This window comes from Sinomonas sp. (genome assembly GCF_051955515.1).
GTDB lineage: Bacteria > Actinomycetota > Actinomycetes > Actinomycetales > Micrococcaceae > Sinomonas.
In genome coordinates, this window is the sequence record NZ_JBQCGQ010000263.1 from 1 (window position 1) to 25,795 (window position 25,795).

General features: G+C 67.0%; 22 protein-coding genes and 1 pseudogene. 13 read left to right on the forward strand and 10 right to left on the reverse strand.

The features are described from left to right. From ACTHL9_RS15510 to ACTHL9_RS15525, 4 genes are all read left to right on the forward strand, one after another. Nucleotides 1-1,584, forward strand: a 1,584-nt coding sequence (locus tag ACTHL9_RS15510; RefSeq protein ID WP_440520182.1) for a relaxase/mobilization nuclease domain-containing protein, incomplete at its 5' end; no start/stop codon positions are given. Nucleotides 1,585-1,601: 17 nt separating this feature from the next. Then, the gene (locus ACTHL9_RS15515; protein ID WP_440520183.1) at nucleotides 1,602-2,432 is read left to right on the forward strand and encodes a hypothetical protein; all 831 of its coding nucleotides are present in this window, start codon (nucleotides 1,602-1,604) and stop codon (nucleotides 2,430-2,432) included. Nucleotides 2,433-2,529: 97 nt separating this feature from the next. Continuing rightward, a complete protein-coding gene (locus tag ACTHL9_RS15520) occupies nucleotides 2,530-3,402 on the forward strand; it encodes a hypothetical protein (RefSeq protein ID WP_440520184.1) in 873 nt (290 codons plus the stop codon). Nucleotides 3,403-3,435: 33 nt separating this feature from the next. Beyond that, the gene (locus ACTHL9_RS15525) at nucleotides 3,436-3,975 is read left to right on the forward strand and encodes a hypothetical protein (RefSeq protein WP_440520185.1); all 540 of its coding nucleotides are present in this window, start codon (nucleotides 3,436-3,438) and stop codon (nucleotides 3,973-3,975) included. A 380-nt stretch (nucleotides 3,976-4,355) separates the two neighbouring features. Here ACTHL9_RS15525 and ACTHL9_RS15530 read toward each other — a convergent pair whose 3' ends face one another. Both ACTHL9_RS15530 and ACTHL9_RS15535 read right to left on the reverse strand, forming a co-directional pair. Continuing rightward, a complete protein-coding gene (locus ACTHL9_RS15530) occupies nucleotides 4,356-5,168 on the reverse strand; it encodes a hypothetical protein (RefSeq protein ID WP_440520186.1) in 813 nt (270 codons plus the stop codon). Further along, entirely contained in the window at nucleotides 5,165-5,545 is a 381-nt protein-coding gene (locus ACTHL9_RS15535; RefSeq protein ID WP_440520187.1) for a hypothetical protein, read from the reverse strand. Before ACTHL9_RS15535 ends, ACTHL9_RS15530 begins: the two co-directional genes overlap by 4 nt. 270 nt (nucleotides 5,546-5,815) lie before the next feature. Between ACTHL9_RS15535 and ACTHL9_RS15540 the strand changes: the two genes are divergently transcribed. From ACTHL9_RS15540 to ACTHL9_RS15570, 7 genes and pseudogenes are all read left to right on the forward strand, one after another. After that, on the forward strand, nucleotides 5,816-6,586 hold the full coding sequence (locus ACTHL9_RS15540; protein WP_440520188.1) for a TnsA-like heteromeric transposase endonuclease subunit: 771 nt from the start codon (nucleotides 5,816-5,818) through the stop codon (nucleotides 6,584-6,586). Further along, a complete protein-coding gene (locus ACTHL9_RS15545) occupies nucleotides 6,583-8,616 on the forward strand; it encodes a Mu transposase C-terminal domain-containing protein (protein WP_440520189.1) in 2,034 nt (677 codons plus the stop codon). Before ACTHL9_RS15540 ends, ACTHL9_RS15545 begins: the two co-directional genes overlap by 4 nt. A 276-nt stretch (nucleotides 8,617-8,892) precedes the next feature. Next, nucleotides 8,893-9,114, forward strand: a pseudogene (locus ACTHL9_RS15550) (ATP-binding protein); the annotation flags it as partial. Between the two features lie 163 nt (nucleotides 9,115-9,277). Next, a complete protein-coding gene (locus tag ACTHL9_RS15555) occupies nucleotides 9,278-10,453 on the forward strand; it encodes a tyrosine-type recombinase/integrase (protein ID WP_440520190.1) in 1,176 nt (391 codons plus the stop codon). After that, the gene (locus ACTHL9_RS15560) at nucleotides 10,453-13,077 is read left to right on the forward strand and encodes a tyrosine-type recombinase/integrase (protein WP_440520191.1); all 2,625 of its coding nucleotides are present in this window, start codon (nucleotides 10,453-10,455) and stop codon (nucleotides 13,075-13,077) included. Before ACTHL9_RS15555 ends, ACTHL9_RS15560 begins: the two co-directional genes overlap by 1 nt. Further along, the gene (locus ACTHL9_RS15565) at nucleotides 13,074-13,709 is read left to right on the forward strand and encodes a DUF6262 family protein (protein WP_440520192.1); all 636 of its coding nucleotides are present in this window, start codon (nucleotides 13,074-13,076) and stop codon (nucleotides 13,707-13,709) included. Before ACTHL9_RS15560 ends, ACTHL9_RS15565 begins: the two co-directional genes overlap by 4 nt. Beyond that, nucleotides 13,709-13,930 (forward strand): hypothetical protein, encoded by a 222-nt coding sequence (locus ACTHL9_RS15570; RefSeq protein ID WP_440520193.1) that lies wholly within the window; start codon nucleotides 13,709-13,711, stop codon nucleotides 13,928-13,930. Before ACTHL9_RS15565 ends, ACTHL9_RS15570 begins: the two co-directional genes overlap by 1 nt. Nucleotides 13,931-14,560: 630 nt before the next feature. On the opposite strand, the gene ACTHL9_RS15575 is transcribed toward ACTHL9_RS15570, so the two are convergent. From ACTHL9_RS15575 to ACTHL9_RS15610, 8 genes are all read right to left on the reverse strand, one after another. Beyond that, complete coding sequence (locus ACTHL9_RS15575; RefSeq protein WP_440520194.1) at nucleotides 14,561-15,748, reverse strand: NAD(P)-dependent malic enzyme; 1,188 nt, start codon at nucleotides 15,746-15,748, stop codon at nucleotides 14,561-14,563. Nucleotides 15,749-15,926: 178 nt separating this feature from the next. Further along, on the reverse strand, nucleotides 15,927-16,877 hold the full coding sequence (locus tag ACTHL9_RS15580) for an NAD(P)-dependent oxidoreductase (RefSeq protein WP_440520195.1): 951 nt from the start codon (nucleotides 16,875-16,877) through the stop codon (nucleotides 15,927-15,929). Beyond that, nucleotides 16,801-17,184, reverse strand: a complete 384-nt coding sequence (pcaC, locus tag ACTHL9_RS15585; RefSeq protein WP_440520196.1) for a 4-carboxymuconolactone decarboxylase — start codon at nucleotides 17,182-17,184, stop codon at nucleotides 16,801-16,803. The genes ACTHL9_RS15580 and pcaC overlap by 77 nt, the downstream gene beginning before the upstream one ends. Before the next feature lie 408 nt (nucleotides 17,185-17,592). Next, entirely contained in the window at nucleotides 17,593-18,114 is a 522-nt protein-coding gene (locus ACTHL9_RS15590) for a flavin reductase family protein (RefSeq protein WP_440520197.1), read from the reverse strand. Between the two features lie 200 nt (nucleotides 18,115-18,314). Continuing rightward, complete coding sequence (locus ACTHL9_RS15595; RefSeq protein ID WP_440520198.1) at nucleotides 18,315-19,439, reverse strand: LLM class flavin-dependent oxidoreductase; 1,125 nt, start codon at nucleotides 19,437-19,439, stop codon at nucleotides 18,315-18,317. Between the two features lie 174 nt (nucleotides 19,440-19,613). After that, entirely contained in the window at nucleotides 19,614-20,471 is an 858-nt protein-coding gene (locus tag ACTHL9_RS15600; RefSeq protein WP_440520199.1) for an ABC transporter permease, read from the reverse strand. A gap of 155 nt (nucleotides 20,472-20,626) precedes the next feature. Next, on the reverse strand, nucleotides 20,627-21,619 hold the full coding sequence (locus ACTHL9_RS15605; RefSeq protein ID WP_440520200.1) for an ABC transporter permease: 993 nt from the start codon (nucleotides 21,617-21,619) through the stop codon (nucleotides 20,627-20,629). Then, on the reverse strand, nucleotides 21,616-23,226 hold the full coding sequence (locus ACTHL9_RS15610) for a sugar ABC transporter ATP-binding protein (protein WP_440520201.1): 1,611 nt from the start codon (nucleotides 23,224-23,226) through the stop codon (nucleotides 21,616-21,618). Before ACTHL9_RS15610 ends, ACTHL9_RS15605 begins: the two co-directional genes overlap by 4 nt. A 549-nt stretch (nucleotides 23,227-23,775) precedes the next feature. On the opposite strand from ACTHL9_RS15610, the gene ACTHL9_RS15615 reads away from it, so the two are divergent. Next, complete coding sequence (locus ACTHL9_RS15615) at nucleotides 23,776-24,933, forward strand: ABC transporter substrate-binding protein (protein ID WP_440520203.1); 1,158 nt, start codon at nucleotides 23,776-23,778, stop codon at nucleotides 24,931-24,933. An 86-nt stretch (nucleotides 24,934-25,019) separates the two neighbouring features. Further along, a partial coding sequence (locus ACTHL9_RS15620; protein WP_440520202.1) for an FAD-binding protein occupies nucleotides 25,020-25,795 on the forward strand: 776 nt, incomplete at its 3' end.

A 25,795-nucleotide genomic window follows, 5' to 3' on the forward strand; every position in this document is an offset into this window, starting at 1 on the left:
TCCGCGCTGGCGATCGCCCGCCACCTCGACCGCCCCCGGAAGGCGTTCGAGACCGAGGTTTCGGGCGGGCACGTGTGGCACTGCTCGCTGTCGCTGCGGGCGGAGGAGGGCATGCTCACCGACGAGCAGTGGGGCGCGATCGCACAGGATTTCGTCCGCCTGATGGAATTCGACGACGCCGACGGTGCCAAGGCCCCGGTGCGGTGGGTCGCGGTGCGCCACGGGCTGTCGCAGAACGGCAACGACCACATCCACCTCGCGGTGAACCTCGTCCGCGAGGACGGCACGAGGGCCAGCATCCACCACGACTTCCACCGCGCCCAGAAGGCCGCCCGCGTCCTGGAGGCCGAGCACGGCCTCGAGCGCCTCGAATCCCTCTCTGCCGAACGGTCGACGAGGGGCTGGGACCCGGCTGAGCGCGAGGCCCAGGCCCGCGCCCGAGCCCAGGCCCATTACACCCGCACCAAAGCCAAAGGCGCGCCCGCGTGGGAGCACCTGGCGGCGGCGGAGCGGCAGGGGAGGATCACCGCGCAGCTGCGCCACGACCAGCCACGCCACGCCCTCGCCCGCACCGTCCGGGCGTGCGCGACCGCGGCCGGGGACGAGGCCGAATTCGTCCGGCGCCTGCGCCGCTGCGGGGTGATCGTCAGGCCCCGCTACGCCGACGGCACACGTGACGTGATCACCGGGTACAGCGTGGCCGAACGGCCCCGGCACGGGGAGCGGCCGATCTGGTACGGGGGAGGGCACCTCGGGCGCGACCTGACCCTCCCGAGGCTGCGCTCGGAATGGCCCGACACCCCGCACGGGGCGATGGACGCCGCGGCCGAATGGACTGCCGCGGGGCGCGGCCGCCGCGTCGTCGCCCCGGGCCGGGAGGCGCACGAGCCCGACCCGCTCCTGTGGGAGCGGATGGGGACCGAGCTGGGCGCGCTCAGGGAGCACCTCCGTGCCGTCCCGGCCGGGGACCGGGACACCTGGGCACGCGTGGCCCGCGACACCGCCGGGGCCTTCGCCGCCTGGTCCACGGCCGTGGAGGAGACCCCGGGCGAGCTCGCGGCGGCCGCCGACGCGCTCTCCCGCTCGGCCCAGACCTTCGAACGCCAGCGCACACCCAAGCCGGTGGCCATGGCACCGCTGGCCGGCACGGCGATGCTGCTGGCCAGCGCGTCCCGGGGAGGCCGCGGCCCGGTTGCGCAGGCCGCGCTCCTGCGCCAGCTCCTCGCCCTGGCCCAGGCCGTCCACGACGTCGCCCGCGCCACCGACCAGCTCCGCCAGGCCACGGCCATCCGGGACACTGCCTACACCGGGCTCAAGGACATCCACGCCCGCCTCAGCGCGCACGCGAAAGCAACCGCCAGCCAGCACACAGGGGCCGGCGGGACCGCCGTCGCCACCGCACCCAGCGAGCTCTCCCCCGAGCTCGAGCGGCTCCGCCGGAAGCTCGCCGCCACCCAGCCCACCGGCCCCGGGTCCCCGATCCCGAACAGGATCGAACCCCGCACCGACAGCGCTGCGGCAGCCTCCCAGCGCCGCCGCCAGCACAGTCCGGGAAGGGCCCGGGACACCGGGCCCGAACGATAGGAAGAAGAGGGGAACCCATGGTGCACGACGAAGGACTCGAAGAACCGCTCCTCGGCGCGTTCAACGTCGCCCTCACGGCAGCCTCGCAGCTGGGCGAATTCCTCGCCCGCATCCACGCCCAGCGCCTCCGCGTCCTCGAGACAGCCACCGGGCAGCAGGCCCGCGAGGCACGCAGCCGCTTCGACGCCGAACGCGCCACGGCTGTCGCCGGGCTCGCCCCGGTGGGCCGCCCCGACTGGTGGGACCGTGCCCGCCCGGACGAGATCGGGCGCACCTACGCCACCGCCCTCGCCTGGCGGGACTACGCCCCCGAGGCCGCTAGTGCTGAGGCGCGCATGCGCACCGAACTCCGCCAGCGGTACGGGATCGACGTCGACGCGCTCTCGGCCGACCCGGCAGCCGTGGCGGCCAAGCTGGCCCAGTACGAGGCCGAACGCAGCGGAGCAGGTCAGGAGCGGCAGGAGGAGGAACAGGAACGGGCCGAGGCCGCGCGGCTGAACGCCGAGGCCAACCGCGCCCAGCGGGACGCCGAACAGGCCCGGACGAGCGCCGAAGCCGACCCCGAGCACGGTGCAGATCCGACGTCCGCCGCAGGGGAATCCCTCGACGCCGAAGCCGTCACTCGGGGCCTCGGTGAGGCCGCGTACGACAGCGCCGAACGCCGCGCCGAGACCGCCGCCGCCATGGAGGGCGCCGGCGTCCCGCCCGAACTCGTCCAGGCGCGCATGCTCGCCGACATCTCCCAGGCCGCGCCCCCCGCCGAGGCCGTGCGCACCAGGACTGCTGCCAAGGCCCGGAAGGGCCGGAGCATCCCCGGTAATGGCCGCGAACAGCAGCTCAGCCGCTAGGCGCCGGTAGCCGTGCGGGCGCCGAAGAGGTTGGCTTCCGGGATACAATCACGGCATTTGAGGGAGAATTGTGAGTTCGAATAAGACAGTCCACTTTATGCGGGTCGTCCTCAGGAAGCCGGGTGACGTCATCGAAGGTCTCCAACCGGGATTCTGGCGCCAGCTTGTCGAAGACTGTCAGAGGCTCTCGGAAGATGACCGGACAGCTCCCTACATGGGACAGGAGCTCCGGGGGGAAGCATTCCGAGACGCGCGGACCGGTCTGGATGCGTTCTACCTGGCGAAGAGCCGTTCGGCGATGGATCGACCACATACACGCACAGTCTCCGGCTACGTGCCAATTGCCGATGGCGTTGAGGTCAACGGAGTGTTCGAACCTGCCTACGGAGCAGCGGTCGGTGAGACGAACGTCGCGGCTTTCATGCGTTCTTCGGGAGGCGCCAGCTGGGGCGCCATCTGCCAATGGCTGAACCACATCTACCCCCCAAGCGCCGACGGGTCGGTCCTTGAACTGCAGCCAGTCGTCGGCGTCGACGGGCTTGACGCTCTGCGAAAGTCGTCCGGAGTGGCCAAGCTCCATATCCAGACGACCTCCGATTCCCTTCATGGCGTTTCCTCAGACGCCGGCACGATCGCTTCGGCAGTTCGGGAGGCAAGCAATCTGGCAGCTGGCTTGACCATTGATCTGCAGCTCAGCTTCGGACGCACCCGCCCAGATACCGAATCTGCCCACGCCCTGAAGGACGACCTCGAACGCTACCTTCAGAGCCACACCGACCGGCGCACAGCCCGTGCCACGTTGATGTTCCCAACCGAGAGCGGTGGCTTCGACCGTCGGCCTGTTGACTTCATCTACAACAAGATCACTATGAAGGAGCAGGTGGACCTCGACGGGGACGTGCCGACACGAGAGTCGGTGCTCCTAGCGCTGAAACACGCCATCCTCCGGTATACGCACAACGATTTCTAGGAATGTCACAGGGGCGACCGTACGATGACAGCCGTGAAGAGGATGAGAGCGTGGACTGCCGATCACCCGGTCGGCACCCTGTGGGGGAGCCTAGCTCTGGTTGCAGCTCACGCCGTGGTCACCGTGTTTGGCTGGATGCCCAACGTCTGGTCGGGATTGATCCGCACTGAATACGCGGAGTCGCTCGCCCTTTATCTTGGCGGCGCCGGCGCGGCGGCCTTGATCGCGGGTTTTGTCGGTGTTGTGGTGGTTTTCGGTCTGTCCGGCCAAGGCACGGCTTTGCGCGTATTTCGCACTCGCTCGGGCGCCACTCTTAGGGCCTCCTGGATGTCGCTCATGGGTAGCGGCTTCGCGGCGGCCGGATTGGCTATTTGTGCAGGGATCGCGCCTGTCATGCAGGGAACCTGGCTTGCGCCCTGGCTCTTCGAAGCGAGTCTTGTGCTCATGGCGCAGACAGCACTTCGCATGCTCTGGCTCATGTCTCATCTCGTCACGGTCATTACCGCTGACGATGCGCAAGCACTGGATGAGGCGAATCTCAAACCACTTCCTCGTGCGCGCAGACGCGGCTGACGGAACGCTCTCAGTGTCAAAGGCGAGCGCCTCGGCCTGAACCGCGTTTAACAGTCGTTGCTCGAGCTTGTTCTCGCTCTTCCTCTTCAGGATTGCTCCCCTGTGCATCACGCGACGCGGCGGCACCGGAATGCATGCCCGGTAGGGAGTGCGCAGCTGCTTGACAGCACCACCAGCACTCTCTTCTGGTGGCGGGCGGTTGGGTGGTCGAGCCAGCAGGCGCTTATGTCGAGGCCGTGTTGACGGTGTGCCAGGCCGCCGATTGGAGGCCTCTTCCCAGGCCGCCGTGGTGAGCCGACGGATGGTCCCTAGGGTGCGCATGTGCTGGTATCGACCCTTCCAAGGACTCGCTGGATCGGTCTAGCACTGCAGTTCCTTGGTCAGCTTCGGCAGCGCAGCAGCGGGAGGCTGTAGTGGGCCGCGACGGAGGCGAATTCCGGATCGGGGCCGAGGTTCTCGGACGCGAGCTGGTGGAGGTCGTCGCCTCCGGGGGGAAGCCCGAGGTCGCTTCGTCTGTCCCAGTAGGCCCAGCATCTTCCCATGAGGGTCTTCGAGGTGTACGTGATCCCGAGCGGCTGGGACCCGTCGTCCAGGCTCTGCTCCCGGATGAGGTGGGCGAGGAGGGTTGTGAGCGAGCGGTCTTCGCCGGTGAGGTCCCCGGCTGTAAGGAGCTGGAGCCTGGCGGTGAGGCCAGGGGTGGTCGGCGCCAGCGACTCGAGCGAGGACAGGGTGTCCGCGTGGTCGATGTGGACCCACCATCCACTGCGTGGGAGGCGGATCTGGTAGATCGAGCGCTCCATCTGCCAGTCGACCGACACCGCCCAGGGGACATCGACACCGTTGGCGCGGGCGTCCGAGACGACGTGCTGAATGTACTCCTCGACGTCCCAGCCGATCGACTCGGCCACCTTGGCGATCGCCGCGCGCTTCTGGCGGAAGCCGATCAGGACTTCGGCGTACGCGCAGCGGCGCGAGTCGGCGAGGTAGACGGTGGACCCGACGGTGTCGAAGCGTCCCCGGCGGTCGCCGACGGACGGATCCGTTCCGATGGGCAGCGGCCCGACGTGGGCGTTGGGCAGCACGGACAGCGCCCCATGGCGGTCCTTGGCGACCCGGAACGCCGTCTCGCCGCCCGCGGCGACGAGACGGAGCCCGGTGCTGGTGCAGGTGCGCTCGGCGGCGGCCGCGCTCACGCGGCGTAGGTGTCGTCGACGAAGGCCTCGGCGGCTCCGATGACCTCGCGGGTGCGCTGCTGCTGGATGTAGAGCACCGGCAGGTCCTCGTCGAGGCGGGGGTTGGAGCCCATCAGCCACGCCAGGGCGACGTTGCGCCCCTCGGCGGAGGCAAGGGTCTTCCACACCCGGTAGCCGAGCCGGAGCCGCGATTCGACCTCGGGCCCGGGCACCGGACCGTCCGGCTTGGCCCACTTGTATGGGGACGTCCGCGTCTTCACGCCCGCCATGGTCTGGACGACCGTGGCGCCGACGTTCTCGTTGAGCTCCCTGACGAGGTCGTGGAAGTTCATCCGGGTCGCGTCCAGGTAGATGTCGTTGCGCGCTGCTGCCTCCATGGGCCCTATCGTTCCACGCGGGCGGCCCGAGAGCAACATCGAGGGCATGCTTCTGCATCTTAGAAGCTACAGAAAAGACACAGGAACGAACGCCGATAATCGTGATTATGTCAATTAAAGGATGACATGTTCGCAGCAGATGCGAATACGATGTCCGTTCTCAGTCGAGTTGGCAGTTTTCTCAGAAGACATGGCAGCCTACGGGTTCACGGGGTTCTTCTCAGTTAATGTGGCAGCGTGAATGTGCGCGGTGGCCTGAGATCGTTGCCCGTGAATCTGACGGATGCTGCCCGTGTGCTCGTGCGCTTCGGCGACGAGGTGATGGACCGGCCGGTGTCGGCAGGTCTGGCGGACCTCGTTGTCGAGTCGGCGTCTCCGGTCAGGCTGTTCTTCTCCTGGCCGGGCAAGCGGAACTACGAGGGCTCGTGGTGGTCCAGCACGGTGCGCGCGCATGTGGGCTTCGAGAGCCTGCTGGAGCGCGACTTCCTGATGCGGGCGGACCATGACAGCGCGGTGGTCGGGATCGCCTCGCAGCCTTTGGCCCTGCTGTGGCCCAGGGGAACCGACGGCGTGCGCGGGCATGTGCCCGACTTCTTCCTTCGGCTCCGCGACGGCGGCGGACGTGTGGTGGACGTGCGGCACCCCGACCGCATCGGCCCCGCCCAGCGGCAGTTCGAGCTGACCCGCAGGGTGTGCGAGGAGGCCGGCTGGGGCTACGAGGTCTTCACCGGGACGGCAGAACCGCGGGCATCGAACCTGCGCTGGCTCTCCGGGTACCGGCAGGACCGCTACGCCCCCGATCCCGCCGGCGTGGAGGCGATCATGGAGGCATTCGGCCGCCCCGGGACGTCCATGGCGTCCGGTGTGCGGCGCGCAGCCAGGGCCCTGGAGGCGGACGCCTCGGCGGTCCAGGCGCAGGTGCTGCACCTGGCCCATGCCGGGATGCTCGGAGTGGATCTGGACGAGCCGCTGTCGACGGAATCCCTCATGGCACCGGCCCCGCAGCGCGCCGACGATGTGCCGTTGGAGGCGGTGTCATGAGGTCCGTGCGGCTGTTCGACTTCATCCAGTTCGACGGGGCCTCCTGGCAGGTCGTGGCCCAGGACGGCGCGGAGCTCGCGCTGAAGAACATGGCCACGAACCGCATCCGCCGCGTGCCCGTCGCGGAGCTCCTCTCGGACGATTCGTTCCTGCCCGACTCCCCCGACAGGCTTCCCTCGCTCGAGGGGGCAGCGGCGCTGGAGGCCCTCGATGCCCGCACGCGTGCCCGGGTCGAGCGCCTGCACCGGCATGTGCACGAGGTGCTCTACGGCATCCCCCCGGAGGCGGAGCCGGAGACTGTCCCCGCGCCCGAGTACGATCCCGGGAACGGCCTCCAGGACCGGATCGAGGCGAAGCTGGCCGAACTCTCGGCGGCCGGGACGCCGATGGGCGAGCGCACCCTGTTCCGGCACATCGCCGCCTACCGAAGGGACGGCGTCGCCGGACTGGTCGATGGCCGCCTGACCAGGGCGGGCAGCGTCTCGGGCCGCACGGACGCCAGAGTGATGGCCCTGCTCGAGGCCGAGGTCGGCGGGCAGAAGAACCTCTCCACCGGCACCCGGGCCAGGGCCATCAACCGCGTCCAGTCGATCGCCCGGCAGCAGGGCCTGGAACTTCCCTCGGCGCCCACCATGTACCGCATCCTGAAGAGGATCGAGGGCTCCCGCCAGCCCTTCGGCAACCCCACCACCCGCAGGACCCAGGCCAACCGCCCGGACCGGTCCTGGGGCGGGCAGGCGCCGGCCCGGCCCGGGGAGCTGGTCGAGATCGACTCCACCCCTTTGGACCTGATGGTCATCTGCCCGGACGGGGCCGCGGGGCGGGCCGACCTGACCGTCGCCCTGGACGTTGCCACGAGGACTCCGCTGGCGGCGATCCTGCGCCCTGTGGCGACCAAGGCCGTGGACGCGGCGCTGCTGCTGGCCCGCGCGATGACGCCGCTTCCGATGCAGCCCGGATGGGACGCCTCGCTGGCCTACTCCCGCTCGGTGCTGCCCCAGGGCATGCTCCCCGGCGACGAGGAGGTCCGCTCGGGCATCGCGGCGAAGCCGGTCATCGTGCCGGAGTCGATCACGGTCGACCGGGGCAAGGTCTTCGTCGGCTCCACCTTCACGGCGGCGTGCGAGCGGCTCCAGATCAGCCTCGTCAAGGCCTCCCCGCGGACCCCGACGGACAAGCCGCACATGGAGAGGTTCTTCGCCGGCGTGAACACCGGGTTCACCCAGTACCTTGCCGGCTACACCGGCCCGAACGTGGTCCGCCGGGGCAAGGACCCGGCCGCCGAGGCACGGTTCACGCTCGCCGAGGTGCAGAACCTGCTGGAGTGGTGGCTGGTCGCCGTGTGGCAGAACCGCCCGCACCCGGGCCTGCGGCACCCGGCGATGCCGAAGAAGGACCTGACCCCGAACGAGGCCTTCGCGGCCCTGGCCGGCGTCGCGCCCCAGATCCCCGTGACGCTGACCCGGGAGGACTACATCGCCCTGCTCCCGGTCGACTGGCGCTCGATCCAGCCCTACGGGATCAACTTCAACGGGCTCCACTACGACGCCCCCGCCCTGCACGAATACCGGGGAGTCGCCTCCGGGCTCCCCTCCCCGGCGAACGGACGCTGGGAGATCCGCTACGACCCCTACCGGCTCCAGTCGATCCACGTCCGCGACCACCGGAAAGGCCGGTGGATCGAGGCCGAATGGTCCCTTGCCCGCCACCTCGTCGGCCCGTTCTCCCTGGACGTGCTCACGGCCGCGAAGAAGGCCATCGGCCGACGGTACGAGACCGTCCCGGGCAGGGACCTGCTCGCCGAGGTCAACCGCATCATGACCGCCCCGGCAGGACGTGCCGAGGCCCAGGCCGCCAGACGAGCCAGCGCCGCCGCGCCCGCGGTCCCGGATCCGGCCCCGCCGCTGCGCCTGGCCGCCGTCCCCGAAGAGCCCGAGCCCGAATCCGGGCCCGCCGCCGAGACTGCGGCCGCGCCCGCCAGTCCCCGCCGGCGCCGCCATGCCCGCCGCATCGACCTCCTGGAGGACTGACCCATCGCGTCCCCCGACTCCCTGGCCGCCTGGCGCCAGTTCGTCGACCATGCCCCGGCCGAACCGGAACGGCTTTCCCGCAAGGAGCTCGCAGCCCTCTCCCCCCGGGGGAAGGACGCCCACGACCGGGAGCGCTTCGCCTGGCTGGCAGCCGACACCGTCCTGGAGACCACGGACACCCAGGCCCTCTCCCGGCAGACCGGCATCATCCTCGCCCGCAACGCCGCCACCACCGCCACCGCGCGCAGGGGCCTGGCGGTCTCCGGGGCAGCCGGAATGGGCAAGTCCACCGCAGCGCTGCTGATCGGCAGACGCCACGAGAAGGCCGAACGCCGGCGCCTGGGGCGCGCGGAGGACGGGGCCTTCGCCCCGGTCGTCTATGCCGTGGTCCCCCCGGCGACCACGCCGAGGATGCTCATGCAGGCCTTCGCGAGCTGGCTCGGCCTCCCGATGCTCCGGCGCGCCACCACGCCGACGGTCACCGAGCACGTCGTGGGCGTGCTGCGCACCCTCGGGACATCGCTGGTGATCGTGGACTTTACCGACCGTGATTTGTGCTGTTCGCGACGTCCGTTCGAGCCTGTGACACGATCGTCACGGACCCGTTTACCGACCGGGACCGGGACGTTCGTCATGTCCTGGCGTCGGTACGGAGGTCGAAGTGGTACGGAGTGTGGTGGTCGGGGACCTGAGGGTCCAGCAGATCGATCGGAAGGACGGGCAGCGGTCGTGGACGATCGTGTGGCCCGAGGGAACAGTCCATGGGGAGGCGGACCGGTTCCTGCGGCAGCATGAGGGCTCCGGGACGCAGAAGACCTACGCGTACTACCTCGTGGACCACCTGCGATGGCTGGAGCGCGAGTGCCTGGCCTTCGACACGGTCCGGCTGCGGGACCTCGAGCGCTACATGGGCATCGTCGGCGCCGAGGTCCGCATGCCGCTGGGCGAACCGTGGAGGGTCGGCAAGCGCCCCTACGGACGCTCGGCCCTGTCCACCGCGGCGGCCTGCCTGAAGGGCTTCTACCTGCACCAGTCCTCCCTCGGCGTCAACGGGGAGCTCGGCAGGAAGCTGGACACGTCCCGGCTGCCCTCGCGGGCGCACCGGCGCCGCTCCTTCCTCGGGCACGTGAAGTCACCGCTGCCGGCCAACCCGCTCGCGCCCCCGGGGCCGCACCGCCGGCATCCGAAGATGCTCCCGGACGGGGCGAGGGAGAAGCTGCTGGCCACCGTGAACGCGGCCCGGGACCGGCTGGTGGTGACCTGGCTCGCGGACGGCGGCCTGCGGATCGGCGAACTGTGCGGGCTGCACCTGGTCGACCTGCACCTGCGCGAGAACGCGGCCTGCGGCCAGTGCCGCACCCCGCACCTGCACGTGTGCCACCGTCGGGGAAACCCCAACCGGGCCCAGGCGAAGACCAAGCATCCCTGGCACCTCGAGCACGGCGTCGTGACCGGCGGGCTGATCAAGCGGGCCAGCCCGGCGATGGTGCACGCCTACTTCGAGTACGTCACCGCCGAGTACCCCCGCGGCGGCGGGCACGGCATGCTCCTGGTCCAGCTGCACGGCGCCGACGCCGGCCAGCCGTGGTCGCCGGTGGGGGCCCGGAGGATGCTCGGCCGGGCCGGGAAACGCGCCGGCCTGGGGCACGTTAGGCCCCACGCCTTCCGGCACTCGTTCACCTCGGCTGTCCTGGACGCCGCGGACGGGAACCTGCTGATCGCCCGTGATGCGGGCGGCTGGGCCTCGGCGGCGATGGTCGAGGAGGTCTACGGCCACGTCGACGTCCACGACCCGGCGTTCGACGCCGCGCTTCGTGCGGTCTGGGGCGAGGCGTGATGCGGCGGCAGGAGTACCTCCGACCCCTGTTCGCCGAGCGTGCTGACCGCCTCGGCCGCGACCGGCTGGAGATCCTGACCACGCTGATTGCCGGCCCGTCGTTCGACCCGGTCTTCCGGCCGGACATCATCGCGATCCCGCGTGGCCACGCGATCTACCGGTGGGAGTGCGTGGTCCAGGGATGCGAACGCACCCGCACGGGCGGCTCGGACCTGTGCACGGAGCACCAGCGTCACTGGGCCAAAGACAGCGAGCACGGCGTGGGCAGGGCCGCCTTCATCGCCGCCGCGCAGGGGCTGGACCGACGCGTCGGAACGGAAGAGACCATCTGCCGGATCTGCCCCGAGCGCCCTGCGGCCGGCAACGACCGAGGACTGTGCCTACGGCACGTGAGCCGCTGGGCCGCGCGCCGGGCCGAGGGCGATGACGGCGACTCCTTCGCCGCCTGGGTCAGCGGCGAACAGGCCTGCCCCGGCTACGGACGCTGCGGCGTGCTCGTCTGCCCGAACCTGGCCGACTCCCCTCTGGGGCTGTGCGCGTGGCACGGCAGCCGCTACCGCCGCGATGGCCAGCCCGGCGACGCCGCGATCACGTCCAGCTGGTGGCAGCAGTACGAGAGGTTCGGCAAGGCGGTGCCGATCGGGTACGCAGACCGGGCTGCGTTCCGCCACTGGTGCGCTACCGCTCCCGCGCAGCCGTGGCCGGGGCAGATCAACCTGCGGGGACTGCGGCCCCTGGTGCGGGCCGAGATCCAGTGGGGGCTGTTCGTCCACACCCGCCGGACCCGGCCCAGCCGCTGGGACATCGGCCGCATCCGGTCACTGGTGGCCATCTGCCGCAAGCTCGAGGTGGACTCGCTGGTCGACTTCGACTTTGAACTCGCAGCCGGCGGTTCCGCCGCGATCGCCAAGGAGATCCTGCACGAGCTGCGGCTGGTCTACTTCACCCCCGAGCAGGCCAAGGACGCCGGGTTCCTGGAGACCGAGCACTTCGGGGTGCTGTTCCCACAACGCTTGAGCCACGTTGACCTGACTGGCATCCCGCAGCGCTGGCTTCGGGACCTGACGTGGGAGCACCTGGCGGACCTGCTGCGGTCCCCGCGCTGCCCGCGCACGGCCAGCCCGGTCGACGACCTGCGCCGGGCCGCCGTCGAGCTGGGAGCCTTCCTGGAACTCGACGCTCCCGGCGGTGGTCACGACCCGGCACTCCTGCGGGAAGGGCATGCCCGGCGGTTCGTCGCCGACCAGCGCCGCCGCGAACGCGAAGGGCTCCCCTCACTCGCCGTCAAACGGATGGACGGGACGGCGAGCATCGTTACCACCGTCACCCGGTCGGTGGTGTTCAACGCCGCCCGCAAGCTGATGCGCGAGGCCCTGGACAACGGCGCCGCCGAACGGCTGGGCCTGGACCGGGAGTTCATCATCGTCTTCCCGAGCGCCGGCGCCGCGACCGGCCGCACGGCGCGTCGGCCCTTCCCGGACCAGGTCGCCCGGGCCCTGGCCGAGGAGGCGAACCTTGCCGAGCTCGCCGCGACCTACGATGCCAGCGACAACGGCATGCGCGACATCTGGGAGACCACCGTGATCACCGGCCGGCGCATCGGCGAGGTGATCAACGCCCGCTGGGACTGCATCGGCCGCTACGGCGGCCTGGCGATGTTCTGGCACGACCAGACCAAGGTCGGCAACTACGACGCCGCGATCCGCATCCCCGAGCGCCTCTACCGGATCCTCGCCGAACGCCAGCGAAAGACCCTGGACCGCTTCACCGCCCGCTACGGCTACCGGCCCACCGGTGCCCAGCGCGCCGAGCTGGCCCTGTTCCCCACGACTTACCGCAGCCACGACGGGACGGCATCGCTGACCCACCAGTGGTTCTACAGCCGGTTCCGGCCCTGGGTGGACGCCATGGACCTCGGCCACTACGTCCCCCACCAGGCCCGCCATACCCTGGCCACCAGCCTGCTGCGCCACGGCGCCACCCTGACCCACATCCGCCGATACCTCGGGCAGGTCAGCGACAGGATGGCCGAGCACTACGTCCACCTGACCAGCACCGACCTGGAGGACGTGCTCCAGCACGTCTGGGTCGCCGGTCCCGGCACAGCCCAGCCCGGAGAGCTCCTGGCCGGGGACGCCACCCCTCTCACCCGCCAGCAGGCACAGGCCCTGGCGATCGACCTGGCGCGCCGCAGCACCCCGGCAGAGGGCGGGTTCTGCACCTTCCAGCCCGTCGTCGACGGCGGCACCTGCCCCTGGAACCTGGACTGCCACAACTGCGACAAGTTCGTCCTCTCCGGCGCCGACCTGCTCTACTGGCGGCGCAAGCGCGAGCAGTGGCGGCTGCTGGCCGAAGGCGCCCCGGACGACGCCACCGCCGACTACCTCCACCGCCACTTCGAGCCCACCGCCCGCGCCATCGACGGACTGGAGAAGGCCCTGGCTGGCCTCGGCCTCCTCGACGACGCCCTCGCCCTGGACCTGCGCAAACCCCAGGACTACTTCCACCGCGTCTGGTCCACCGCGTTCCGCGCCACCGACCTCGCCGACGCCGGCAACGACAAAGAGAGCGAGCACAACGAGTGCACGACCGAGGACACCGACCCCGAACAGGACGTCGCATGACAACCGCCGCCGCACCTGGGCCCCGCACCGCAGCGGCCCAGGCCGCCCGCCGCCGCAAGACCGAAACCGCCCTCCAGCGGGTCCACCAGGCCATCGCCCGGCTCCGGCGCGAGAAGGCCCGGATCAGCGTCGCCGCCGTCGCCCGCCGGGCCGATGTCTCGCGCACCTTCCTCTACGACAACCCCGAGGCCAGGACATCCGTCGACACGGCAATGGCCGAGGCAGGCGAACGCCGATCCCAGACGCTCGCCGCCCTGGACAGCGAACGCGAGGCGACCTGGCGCGAACGCGCCCTGAACGCCGAGGAGGCCCTCAAGGCCGCCCAGGCCGAGATCCTCACCCAGCGCACCCGCATCGGCGAACTCCTCGGCCAGATCCGCGACCTGCAGGCCGAGTGGACCGAGGAAGCCCTCCAGCGGATCACCACCGAGAACACCACCCTCAAACAGCGCGTCCGCCAGCTGACCGCCGAGAACCGCACCCTCGACGAGCGGCTCAAGGCCGCCCGCTCCAACCTGCGCTTCCAGGACCGCCGCATCGCCGATCTGGAAGCCCGGATCCTCGACAGCACGACTGAGGAAGCAGCGGCCACCGCCGCGCACGCGAGAGCCCACCGGAAGGAAGGCAACTGATGCCCCGCATGAGCCTGGACGCCGGAGACGGGACCGAACTGGCCGAACTCCTCCAGCTCCTCGCCGACTGGATCGAGGCGGACCAACAGGCGCTCTCCCCGTCCTTCGGGCGGTTCATCAACGACCCGGCCTACGACATCACGCAGCTGCGCGAGGACATCAATCGCCACATCTTCCTCCTCGGCGGCAGCGACGGCGAAGCCCTCTTCGAGCCCTGGTGACAGTGACCCCGCTGCGGCAGTAGTAGGAGCAACAGGGGTAGCGATTTCTGCTACCCCTGTTGCCAAATCTGCCCTGCATACCTGCCGGACGATACGGACATGTAAGCTACGTGTTGTCGCAGGTCAGAGCCGGTTCACGAACTCCCGCGGTCGGTAAAATCGACGAGGTGCACAACGAGAACAGCGCCGACAAGCGGTGATCACGCACGATACTCCCGACTCTCAGCGCGGCAGCGCCCCCTAGATCGCTTCACTGACAACGGACATCTCTAATCTTCTCCATCCCCTGGGATTTCCGGTGGCGAAGTAGGGGCCTGCTTGGTTAGGCGAGTATCGAGATCCTCGAGGCGCTCGTCGCGGAGGGCGAGGAAGGTTAGCGGCTGCCAACGAATGGACGAGCTGCGCCGAGCGCTTCGGCTGTGCCTCCAAGCTAGTCGCTAGTAGACGCTTCAGCCGATGAATGCCTTCCGCGGCGGCCCCACGAGGCCACCTTCATTAGTCCAATGGCCCCGCCGAGCACCGGAGCATCTTGCGCGAGCTCACGGCGCCCGACATTGCGGCCGCGTAATGGGCCGCCGCTGAATCGCGCTTAGCGAGCTCGACAACGTTCCCAGCAGACAATCCTCGGTCCTACTCCCCAGGGACGACGGCGGCGGCCACCGCGGCGGTGACGGCGGGGGCGACGCGGGGGTCGAGGGGGCTGGGGACGATGTAGTCGGCGGAGAGCTTGTCCTGGGCGAGGGCGGCGATCGCGCGGGCGGCGGCGAGCTTCATCGCGGGGGTGATGCGGCGGGCGCCGGCGTCGAGGGCGCCGCGGAAGATGCCGGGGAACGCGAGGACGTTGTTGATCTGGTTCGGGTAGTCGCTGCGGCCGGTGGCGACGACGGCCGCGTGCCGGCGGGCGACGTCGGGGGCGACCTCGGGGTCCGGGTTGGACAGGGCGAACACGATCGAGCCCTCGGCCATCGCCGCGATGTGCTCCTCCGGCACGGTCGAAGACGAGACGCCGATGAACACGTCCGCGCCTACGAGCGCCTCGGCAGTGCCGCCTGCGACGCGGCGCGGGTTGGTCCGGGCCGCGAACTCCGCCTTCATCCCGCTCAGCTCGCCCCTTCCGGTGTGCAGGGCGCCCTTCGAGTCCAGCAGGACGACGTCGCGCACCCCGGCGGTGAGGAGGATCTCCGCGACCGCGATGCCTGCGGCCCCGGCCCCGGCGATCACCACACGCAGCGAGGGAAGGTCCTTGCCCACGACCTTCGCCGCGTTCTCCAGGGCCGCGAGGGCCACGACGGCGGTGCCGTGCTGGTCGTCGTGCATCACGGGCATGTCCAGGGCCTCGATCAGGCGCCGCTCGAGCTCGAAGCAGCGCGGCGCGGCGATGTCCTCGAGGTTCACGGCCCCGAAGGACGGCGCGATCCGGACCAGGGTTTCGATGATCTCGTCCACGTCGGTCGTGTTCAGCACGATCGGGATCGAGTCCAGGCCGCCGAAGGTCTTGAACAGGGCGCTCTTGCCCTCCATCACCGGCAGCGACGCGGCCGGGCCGATGTTGCCCAGGCCCAGCACCGCGGTCCCGTCGGAGACCACGGCCACGAGCCGTGAGGCCCACGTGTGCGTGCGGGCCAAATCCGGATCGGCCGCGATCGCGCGGGACACCTGGGCCACCCCAGGGGTGTACGCGATCGAGAGGTCCCGTTTCGACGCGAGCGGCCGGTCCACGGCCACCGAGAGCTTCCCACCCTCGTGCGCGGCGAAGATCTCCTCATCGGCTATCGAAACGGCTGGCTGGACGGGCGGGGTTGCAGTGGGGAAGGACACGGCGCTCTTTCCTTGGGTCAGGACTTCTTCTTTTCAATGGCCGATCTCTCGGGGGATGCCGTTGCAGACTGGAGCCGCGGGGTCACCGTCGAGGGGGGCCGGAGATTGGGAGCTCCTGGAATTCCTTGACAAGGGACTCTCTGTCCCGCGATAAAGCGGTCCTCCGAAGTGGCATAAGTCAGCGGTGATGGATGCGCAGCCACTTGACTATTTCGGTGTGGTCCGCATTCGGAGGCAGCTCGCTTTGGGCCTGTTTCCACAGTCTGAGGGATTCCTGCCCCAGAGGGCTGGGGAGTCCGAGGGAGTTGGCGAGGGCGACGGCTATGCTCATGTCTTTGACCATGAGTCCGAGGGCGAATCCGGAGTTGTACGTTTCCGGAAGGATGAAGTTTGGCCATTTGTTTTCGGTAGAGCCGCTACGCCCGCTGGAGCCGTTGATGGCGTCGAGCATGACCTTGGGATCGATGCCGAATCTCTCTCCGACAAGCATGGCCTCGCTGGTGATCCAGAGATGCGCGGCAGAGAGCAGGTTGTTCAGCGCTTTGAGCGCGTGCCCGGCTCCCGTTGGTCCCACATGAGTCGGTTTGCCCAGGATCTCCAGGAGAGGTTGTGCCCTTTCCATCGCCTCCTCGGCGCCACCGACCATGATGGTCAGCGTCCCCTGCTCGGCTCCCCTCACTCCGCCTGAAACGGGAGCGTCAATAAGAGGGTGCTGGTGGGACGCCAGTCTTTCGGCCAGCGCGAGTGTGCGCAGCGGTTCGGAGGAGCCCATGTCGATGATGAGGGCGCCGACGGGGAGTGCGTCCAACAGGTCGTCCGAGAGGATGACGGACTCAACGATATCGGAGGTCGGCAGCATGAGGATGACGGCATCGGCATCGGCGACGGCGGAAGCGGGGCTGTCGGCGGGCGCACCGCCAGCCTTCCGCAGTTGGTCCAGTGCTTCTGGGGAGACGTCGGACCCCTGCACCCGGTATCCTCTGGCAGCCAGCCTAGAGGCCATGGGTCCGCCCATTTTCCCCAGGCCGATGAAGGCAACCTTCTGTATGGGCCTAGACATCGACCCGTACCTCCCTAAGCGTCGCCTCTGCGATGCGGAACGATTCCAAGGCTGCGGGAACTCCGGCATAAATGGCGGCCTGGATCAGGACTTCCTGGATCTCTTTGTCCGTGCATCCGTTGTTCGCTGCTCCACGGACATGTACTGCCAGCTCGTGAGAGCGGTTGAGTGCGGTAAGCATGGCGAGGTTGATCAGACTCCGGGTTTTTCGTTCGAGCCCGGGGCGAGACCACACCGTTCCCCAGCAGTATTCAGTCACCAGATCCTGTATGGGTCGAGAGAATTCGGTGGAATTGTTCATGGATCTTCCGACGTGCTCGTCGCCGAGTACTTCTCGTCGGATCTGCATCCCCTGTTGATAAATTTCGCTGCCCATTCTTCCTCCATCGTTCAAAGGGTCGTGTGTTGGTGCTTATGAAGGCAGGCTCCTTCATAAGCCGCGGCGCTCCTGGCATCGATTGGCTCGGTGACGGAACGCCCCGGGGGCAGTCCGTCAGCGATGAAGCGCCTTCGGCGGGGATGACGTTGTGTCCTCTCCAGGCTAGGCAGCGTGAGAGCGGCATTATCGGCGTCCGCGGCGCCAGCGACGGAGCCAGACCCCGGAGGCCGAGCTTGTGATCGCTCCGACCTGTTCCGGTGCTACACAGTCGCCCGCGACACCGCACCTTCGCCCAGAGGCTGCCGGCGCCCTCGCCGGTCCGGGCGTAGAATCTGGTTCCTGGGTCTCGGGCAGGGACCACTGCCAATCCAGCGCATGACGGACGCCTCGACCCGAAAGTTGCGCTCAGTCGGGGATCTTCGAATGGTCTCCGATGACGTGCCAGGCACGGTTGTGGTACACAAGAGGGCTGATGTCGGCCGGATCCTCGACAGCACGCGGTTTGGCCTCCAGCGCTTCCACGACGACGAGGTTCGAGCCACCGGCCGGCACGATCTGCTTCACCCGACCCCGCAGCCATACAGCCGCAGCCGGATAATAGGGCTCGCCCGTAGGCAGGCGACCCCACTCGACGTCGTCGCTGAAGCGGTTCACGCCGCTGGTCGCCCCCAGCTTCGCAAGATCCACCTGATCGGCATCCACCATGTGCACCACCACAGTGTCGGCCTTCAGAATGGTCGGCGTGGCCGAAGACAGCGTCGACGCCGAGAAGACCAGCGTGGGCGGTTCCAGGCTGACCGAGAACAAGGAGCTCACAGTCAACGCCACAGGGCCGTCACCGTTGTCCGCTGTGACGATTCCGACGCCTGCTGGATGGCCTCGGAACGCGAACTTGAAATCATCTTTGGACAGCTTTTCTTCAGTCATTGCAGACATTTCTTCCTCTCATTTTCTATTGGTGAGGCGAGGGCGAGTCTGAACAGCTATTCTTCTTTGAGTCATTCAGACTCGCTCGCCTGGCGGACATCAGAGACGCACTGATTGTCTTTTATGCCGGAGTCAATGCAGCAAATCCCGACTTTGGCCGCGCCTTGAGTGGGACCGCTTCTCAGGGAGTCTCCGGGTTGTTATTTGCGAAGGCCCGCTTCCTTCAGCAGTGGCATGACCCGCTCGTTGAAGAAGGGGAGTTCTTCGTTGTAGTCGACCATCGTGAGCAGCGCTCCGTCGACCCCGGTCTTGTGCAATTCGATCAGCGCATCGGTCACCTGCTCCGGGTTGCCCACGATGGGATAACCGCCCCATCCTGCGATGAATCTCTCCCGGAACTTCTCGTACATCTCCGGTGAGTGGTTCTGCGACTGGACCTGCAGCACCTCAGCAATGTTGTCGCAGGCGACCCGGTCGCCTTTTTCGTGGACGTAGTAGTTGTAGTAGTCCCGCGCTTCCTTCTCGGTATCCCGCACAACCACAGGGCAGGAGGTGAAGGTGCCGAGCTCGCGGCCGTATTCGCTGAATGCGAGTTCCTTCACCCTCTTCACCCAAGCTGCACCCGATTCCATGTCCTGCATGAAGCCGAAGTTGAAATCGCAATACTTCGCGGTGAAGTGCATGCCCTTGCCGGAAGCCCCCGCACAGATCAGGACTGGGCGGCCAGTCTCCTTGTTGTAGGGCTTGGGCTCGCTGAAGGCGTCTTTGACTTTGAGGTATTGGCCGTCGAAATCCACACCGTTGCGCTTCCAAAGCGTGGTGACGATCTCCATCCACTCGTCGGCGTAGTCGTAACGGGAATCGTGCTCGAGTTGCTCGCGGCCGAACATTTCCATTTCTGGGGTGAACCATCCGGTCACGAGATTCAGCCCATAGCGGCCCTTGGCGATATGGTCGATGGTTGTAGCCATCTTTGTTGCGACAATCGGGTTCAGCGTCGGGATATGTGTCGTTGAGAAGAACTGGAGCTTCTCCGTCACGGCAGCAAGCGCAGCTGCCCAGGTGAACGTGTCCATGTTGGTGCCGCCGAAATTCGTCTCGCCTCCGAAGCCTCGCCAGCGAGCGATCGGGACCATGCACTCCCAGCCGGCGTCCTCTAGCTGACGCGCGATCTTCACATTGTGCTCGAATGTCGGCTCGAAGGTGGTTTCGGCCGTGGTGATGGCGCAGGCGCCCGAACAGTTTGTGCCGAAGACGCCGAGCTTCAGGGCGTTGTCGTTGAACATCGGGTTGCCGGATTCACGGAACTTCTCTGCAATGTCCATAGTTTTTTCCTCTCTCTATTTCTTAATTGCCAGGGCGGCTTTCATTCCTGTTCCCGCGCGGACCGCCGAGGCGGTCGAATGGGCCATAAAGCCCTCGGCTCGTTGACCCGGTTCCCGCGTCAGCCCAGGTGGATCCAAGCGGTCCCCGGGATGAGCCCTTCCGCCTCGCGCTGTCTAGATCTGCTGGCGGAGGTGCGGATTGCGGGCATAGAAGCCAACCAGCGGGACGATGAGCAGTCCCAGCACGAATTGCTGGGCGTTGTTGTCCAGACCGTAGCCGACCAGCAGTGATGTAAGTACGACAAGAACCAGGACGCCGACGAGGGTGCTCCCATAGCCGCCCCGCCCTCCCAGGAGAGACGTTCCTCCCACCGCGACGGCGGCGACGGTCAGGAACAGGTAGGGATCTCCGACGTGGACGAACGCCCCTCCCGTGAACCCCAGAAGGAGTACTCCCGTGACCGCTGAGAAGAGACCGCTGAGGGCGTAGACCGAAACCCACCGCTGGCGCTCCGAAATCAGCATCAGGCGCGCTGCCGAACGGTTTCCTCCGAGAGCGTAGGTGCTGCGGCCGAACCACGTGGAGCGCATCGCCAGGACCAAGCCCGCCGCGATAACCAGCCATATGAGGACGATCGGAGGCACAGGGAGGCCGAGCGTTTCCCCGTTGAGCGAAGATATGTTGGCCAGCCACTGAGGGACTACGCCGCTGGTTCCGCCAGTGCTGGCGGCGCCGATGCTCGTCAGGATCTGGGTCGCGCCGACAGTGGCGAAACCGACCCCCAGGGTGACGATGAGCGACTGATTCTGAAGCCGAAGGCTGATGAGTCCGTTGAGGATTCCGATAACGAGGCCGAGGACGAGGACCAGGGTGATGGCGAGTCCTGCCGGCATTCCTGAGCTGATGAGGAACAAAGTCCCGATATTGGCCGAACCGATCAGGTATGGGATGGACAGGTCGAGTCCTCCGAGGAGCGCGCAAAGGGTCTGACCTACCGAAGCCAAGCCCAAGAACGCTCCCAGGAGCAGCATCGAGCGAATGTTTGATCCCGATAGGAACCCCTGCACGGTCGTTCCGCCCACTCCCAGCAGGAGGACCAGCATCAAGAGGCCCAGGACCAGGTTTTTCTGGCCAGACAGGCGCCTGCGGCCGGAGTTTTCCGTGCGGACAGATGTTTCGATGGTTGTCATGCTGCTTCAACCTCCCGGCGTTTACGCCACAGCGTGGGAATTACTACGCCGATCAGCAGGGCTAGCACCAAGATGAGTCCGTACGACAGCTGCACGACAAATGATGCAAGCGTTCCTAGCGAGAATGTGGTCAGCGTGAATGAGATGAGGGTGACCGCGATGGCCCCCGGGATCGTTCCGAGGACGCCTCCCCTGCCTCCGGCCAGGCTGACGCCACCCAGAACGAGGGCGGTGATGGCAGCCAAGGTGTAGGTGGCGCCCTGGGTGGGGTTGCCGGAGGCAATCTGCCCTGTGTAGGCCAGCCCTCCGGCACCGATGAAGAGGCCCGAAACCGCATGTGCGATGATACGTACCGCGGTAACGGGGACGCCGCTGACGAAGGCAGTCCGCTGGTTGGATCCGACGAGACGGAGGTTGGTGTAGAGCGGGGTCATAGTGAACGCCCACCAGCCGACCACGGCGACAATCAGCACGATGGTCATCGGAGCAAGGATGGACCCGCCCGAACCCCACTCGGCCAGCCAGCGAGGCGCCTGCCCTTCGGGCTCGGACAGGATCACCAGGTCGATTCCGGCCAGTGCCAAGAACGCGCTCAGGGTCACGATGACAGGTTCGACTCTCGCCACGGTGATGACGAGTGCCTGGATGACCTGTATGAGCACGCCGATGCCCAGCGCCCAGGCGACGACTAAGGCGGGGGAGCCGATCAGGTGGTCGAAGAAGAGCCGGACCAAGGTGACGTTGACGAAGATCATCAGTGGGCCGGCCGAGAGGTCAACCCCGCTTCCGACGAGCGCTGTCACGGTCAGCCCCATAACGATAAGGACGAGCGGAACGGCCGAAACCAGCAGGCCGCTGATTCCGCTGGCACTGAATAGATAGGGGGCACGCACCGAGCACACTGCGAGGAGTACCAGGAGAAGACCCCAGGAGGCGAACGCGTACGATATACGGTTGGCGATACGGCCATAAGCGGTTTGAGATTTCATGGCTGTTCCACCAGTGCTTTCTCTACATCGAATTCGGATTCGAGATGTCCGAACATGCCCGCCAGAATTCGTTCTGATGTTATTTGCTCCCCTGCCAGGCAGCCCAGCAGGGAGCCATCGCGGAACACTGCCACCCGGTCACAGAGGCCGATCAGTTCATCGATTTCCGTGGAGAGGTAGATGACTCCGGCGCCCTTGCCTGCGAGTGCATCCAGTTGGGCGTAGAGCTCCCGCTTGGTGCTGATGTCGACTCCGCGCGCAGGGTCGTTGAGGGCCACTATGCGCGGGCTCTTCGCGAGCTCGCGTCCGATGAGCACTTTCTGCTGGTTACCGCCGCTCAGCGAGGTAATGGGGTCCGAAGCCATTCCGGCCCGCAGCTTGAGAGAATTCGACATTTCCCTGAACTTCTCGTCGATGGCGGCCCGATCGATAAAGCCGCGCCGCTGGTTCTTCCAATAAAGAGGCATGCCGAAGTTCTCGAGGATGCTCAGGTTCGGGAAGATTCCCTCCTTGCGGCGGTCTCCCGAGATGTAGGAAATCTTTGCGTCGGTGGCTGCTGCGAGAGAGGTTATCGGATGGCGCTGTCCGTCCTTGGCGACGGCGGCCACTTCCCCGCTGACGATGTTCCCAACACCGGTCAGGGCCTGCAGGAACTGAGTCTGACCCTGGCCGTCCAACCCCGCAAAACCGACGATCTCGCCTCCTCGAAGTTCGAAGTCGGAGGGGCGGGCCCCTGCTGAGAGCACCAGCTGTGAAGCGCGGAGAACCACGCTGTCCTGTGCTCGGGCGGTCTTGGTGCGACGATGGCTTTCTGCGGCGAGCCCCTCACCGTCGGATACACCGGTCATGAGTTCCATGAGCCGGCTCTCGGTGATCTCGTCGCCGCTGAGGACTCCCACATCGACGCCGTCGCGGAGGACGGTGGCGCGATCAGCAAACGTCGTGAGTTCCGCAATGCGGTGTGTGACGATGATGACGCAGACGCCCTCGGAACGGAGCCTCTCCATTTCGCTGTAGAGCCGTGATGCGCCTGGAAGGTCCAGTGCGGCGGTTGACTCGTCGAAGATTAGGACCCTCGGTGAACGCGCGAGCGCGCGGGCTATCGTCACCCACTGCCGATCCGCCAGGCTCAGGGTTTCGACTGGGGCTGAAGGATCTACCGGATGGTCCATGAGCGGTTCGAGCAGCTCCGCTGCACGCCTCGCCTGTTCCTTCCGGGACATTCCCCTGCGCCAGATGGCCTGGGCTCCGATGAACACGTTGTCGGCGATGCTCGCCCCCTCTGCGACGAGAACCTCCTGGAAGACAGCGGCCACCCCGGAGCGCAAGGCGCCGGCGGGACTCGCGATGGTCCCCCCGTTGATGCTCAGGGAACCCTTGTCGGGAAGGACGATGCCCGACATCATCTTGGCCAGGGTGCTCTTGCCGCTGCCGTTCTCGCCGACGATGGCATGGATTTCTCCGGGAGCGGCCGAAAACGTCGCACCTCGCAGGGCGCGTGTCTCTCCGAAGGATTTCGCGACCCCGGTGATTTCTACTGCTGCATTCTGACCCGCCGACGCGGTCTGCTCTGACCGAGAGGGGGAGTTCGTCGTGGCATCCGCCATTCAAGTTCTCCTAGTGCTCACAGCGTGGAAAAGCCCTCACAAAGTTGTGGGAGCGGACAGGCGCCTCCGGGTTCTCGGCCCTTGGCAGCGCTGCCGGAAGAGTCAGCGGAACCTGTCACCGGCTGCCCACGCTGGCAATGACGCCAACGTGATCCAGTTCACCTAGGCCAAGAGTGTCATACGGTATTCCAGTACGTCAAGAGTTGAACGGGAGGCCAGTTTCGCCAGACGCTGCCGCTCCCGTGGGCGAAGGCGAGGGGCAGGCACTCCTGTTGGTCGGTGCGCTCCTTTGCGGCAGGAAAGGACCTTGTCACCATCCCGATAGGACCGTATGATCGCCATACTGTCTTGGAGAGAGGTTTTGCTAAGGCGTCTCCTGCGGCCTTTTGGAAAGCCAGGCGCCGGTTTCTCTCTGCCGAGCGAACCACGTCCACTAGGGAGAAGAAGATGGTCAAAGAAGACCAATGCGGTCCTTGGCGTCACAAGGCCGGTAAGACGAGGCTGCCAAGGTTTCGATGGCTGCTTGCACTCAGCGCCGCGTTGGCTGCCGTGCTTGCGCTCACCGGCTGCGGCGGAAATGACTTTGCCGGGAGTTCCCAGACCGGCAGCACGTCGGGCAGCGCGTTATCCAGCCTGCCGGCCCAAGCCCAGAAGGCCTACATCAACTCCGACGCGCTGACCGGCCAGCCTCCATACCTCGACGGCTGGAAGCCAAAGGGGCCGCCTCCATGGACGATCGGATACAGCAGCCCCTATGCCGGCAATTCTTGGCAGACCACCGCGATGGACTACCTGATGAAGCAGGTACTTCCGCGGTACCAGAAGGCAGGGTTGATCAAGAACATCGTGGTCGCACAATCCGGCGGTGACGACACCGTGCAGAACCAGCAGATCCGCCAGCTCGCTGACCAGGGCGTCGATATCATCATCGCCTGCTGCTCCGCCAAGACCGCGCTGAACCTGTCCATCCAGTACGCCTACAACACGGGGGTTCCGTTCGTGGCCTGGAGCGGCCACGTCGACTCCCCCTACGCGGTCAGCGCCGTGACCAACTATCGGGAAGCCGGAAGCGTCTTCGCCAAGGAGGTGTTCGACAAGATCGGCGGCAAGGGCAATGTCCTCGACGTCCAAGGAGTGCCGGGCGCAACGAACGCGATCGACTTCGAAACCGGAGTCCAAGATGCCCTGAAGCAATACCCGGGCATCAAGCTCGTCGGTTCGGTGAACGGCATGTGGTCTGCCTCCGTCACGAAGACAGAGGTCCAGAAGTTCCTCGCTACCCACCCCGAGAAGTTGGACGGGATCGTCGCTCAGCCTGCCTCCGCGACCGGGGCCCTCCAAGCGCTCGAGCAGTCTGGCCGCCCCGTGGTTCCGATCAACATCGGTGGGGAAACCGGCGCGGCATGCTACTGGGTAAATCATCCGGACTTTGCGACGACGGGCTACAACATCTGGCCGCCGAAGGGTGAGACAGACCTCGGCGTCGAAACCGCAGTGCGCATCTTGGAGCAGCAGGGGCCGAAGATCCAGTCCATCGTGCTGAGCGTGTCGCCCATCACCTATGACGAGGCGAAGAAGGCTCTGGGCACTGATTGCGATCCGAACGCCGACGGCTGGCTTGAACCCACCGGCGGATGGCTGACGGGAAAGCAGCTTGACGCCTTCTTCCAGCACCCGAGCGATCCCCTTACCTGGAAGCAGCAGTAAGTCCCTGCTCCAATCCGTCGATCTCAAATTCAGCCATTCGATCTCAACTGCACATGCTGCATCTCCAAGGATCATGAGGTGGAAAAATGTCCGAGTACGACCTGATTGTGATCGGCAGCGGCTTCGCTGGTGCCTCTGCCGGTCTGAGCTACTGCGAGAAGGCCGCCGAAGAAGGCCGCCAGGGCCGGGTGGCGATCGTGGAGGTGGGAGCCGAGGGCGAGCGCTCCGGTGGCTCCCGCTGGACCATGGCCTGGCTGCGCGTGTACGAGGACAACCGCCTCGATGCCGCGTGGAAGGACAAGGTGATGGAGACCTCCAAGGGCCTGGCCGATCTCGACTACTGCCTGGCCCTGGAAAGGGAGGTCCCCGGGACGATGAAGTATCTCGAGGATCACGGCGTAGAGATCTACCAGCACTGGGAGAACGACGTCGCCTTGGAATATGAGACGGACAAGAGCATCAAGTGGCCCGTCGGCGGCGGCCTCCAGATCGTGAACAATCTCCTGGCCCACTTCGAGAAGTTCGAGAACGCCGAAATCCTCTACCAGACGGAGGCTGTCAAGCTCAGCGTCTCAGAGGAGGGAAGGGTCAACGGCGTCCTCGTGCGCGGGGCGGACGGCCTGCTGCGGACCCTGAAATCCAAGGCGGTCGTCATCGCCTCCGGAGGCTTCGAGGGCAATCCCGAGATGCTCACCGCCTACATCGGCCAAAATGCCGTTGACATCAAGCCGATCGTGCCCGGGCTCCACCGCAACAAGGGAGCCGGAATCCGCATGGCGATGGAGGTCGGGGCCGACACCGCCGGCCAGTTCGACATGTTCCACTCAGAGGTGGTCGACTCGAGGACCAGCCGACCCGACGC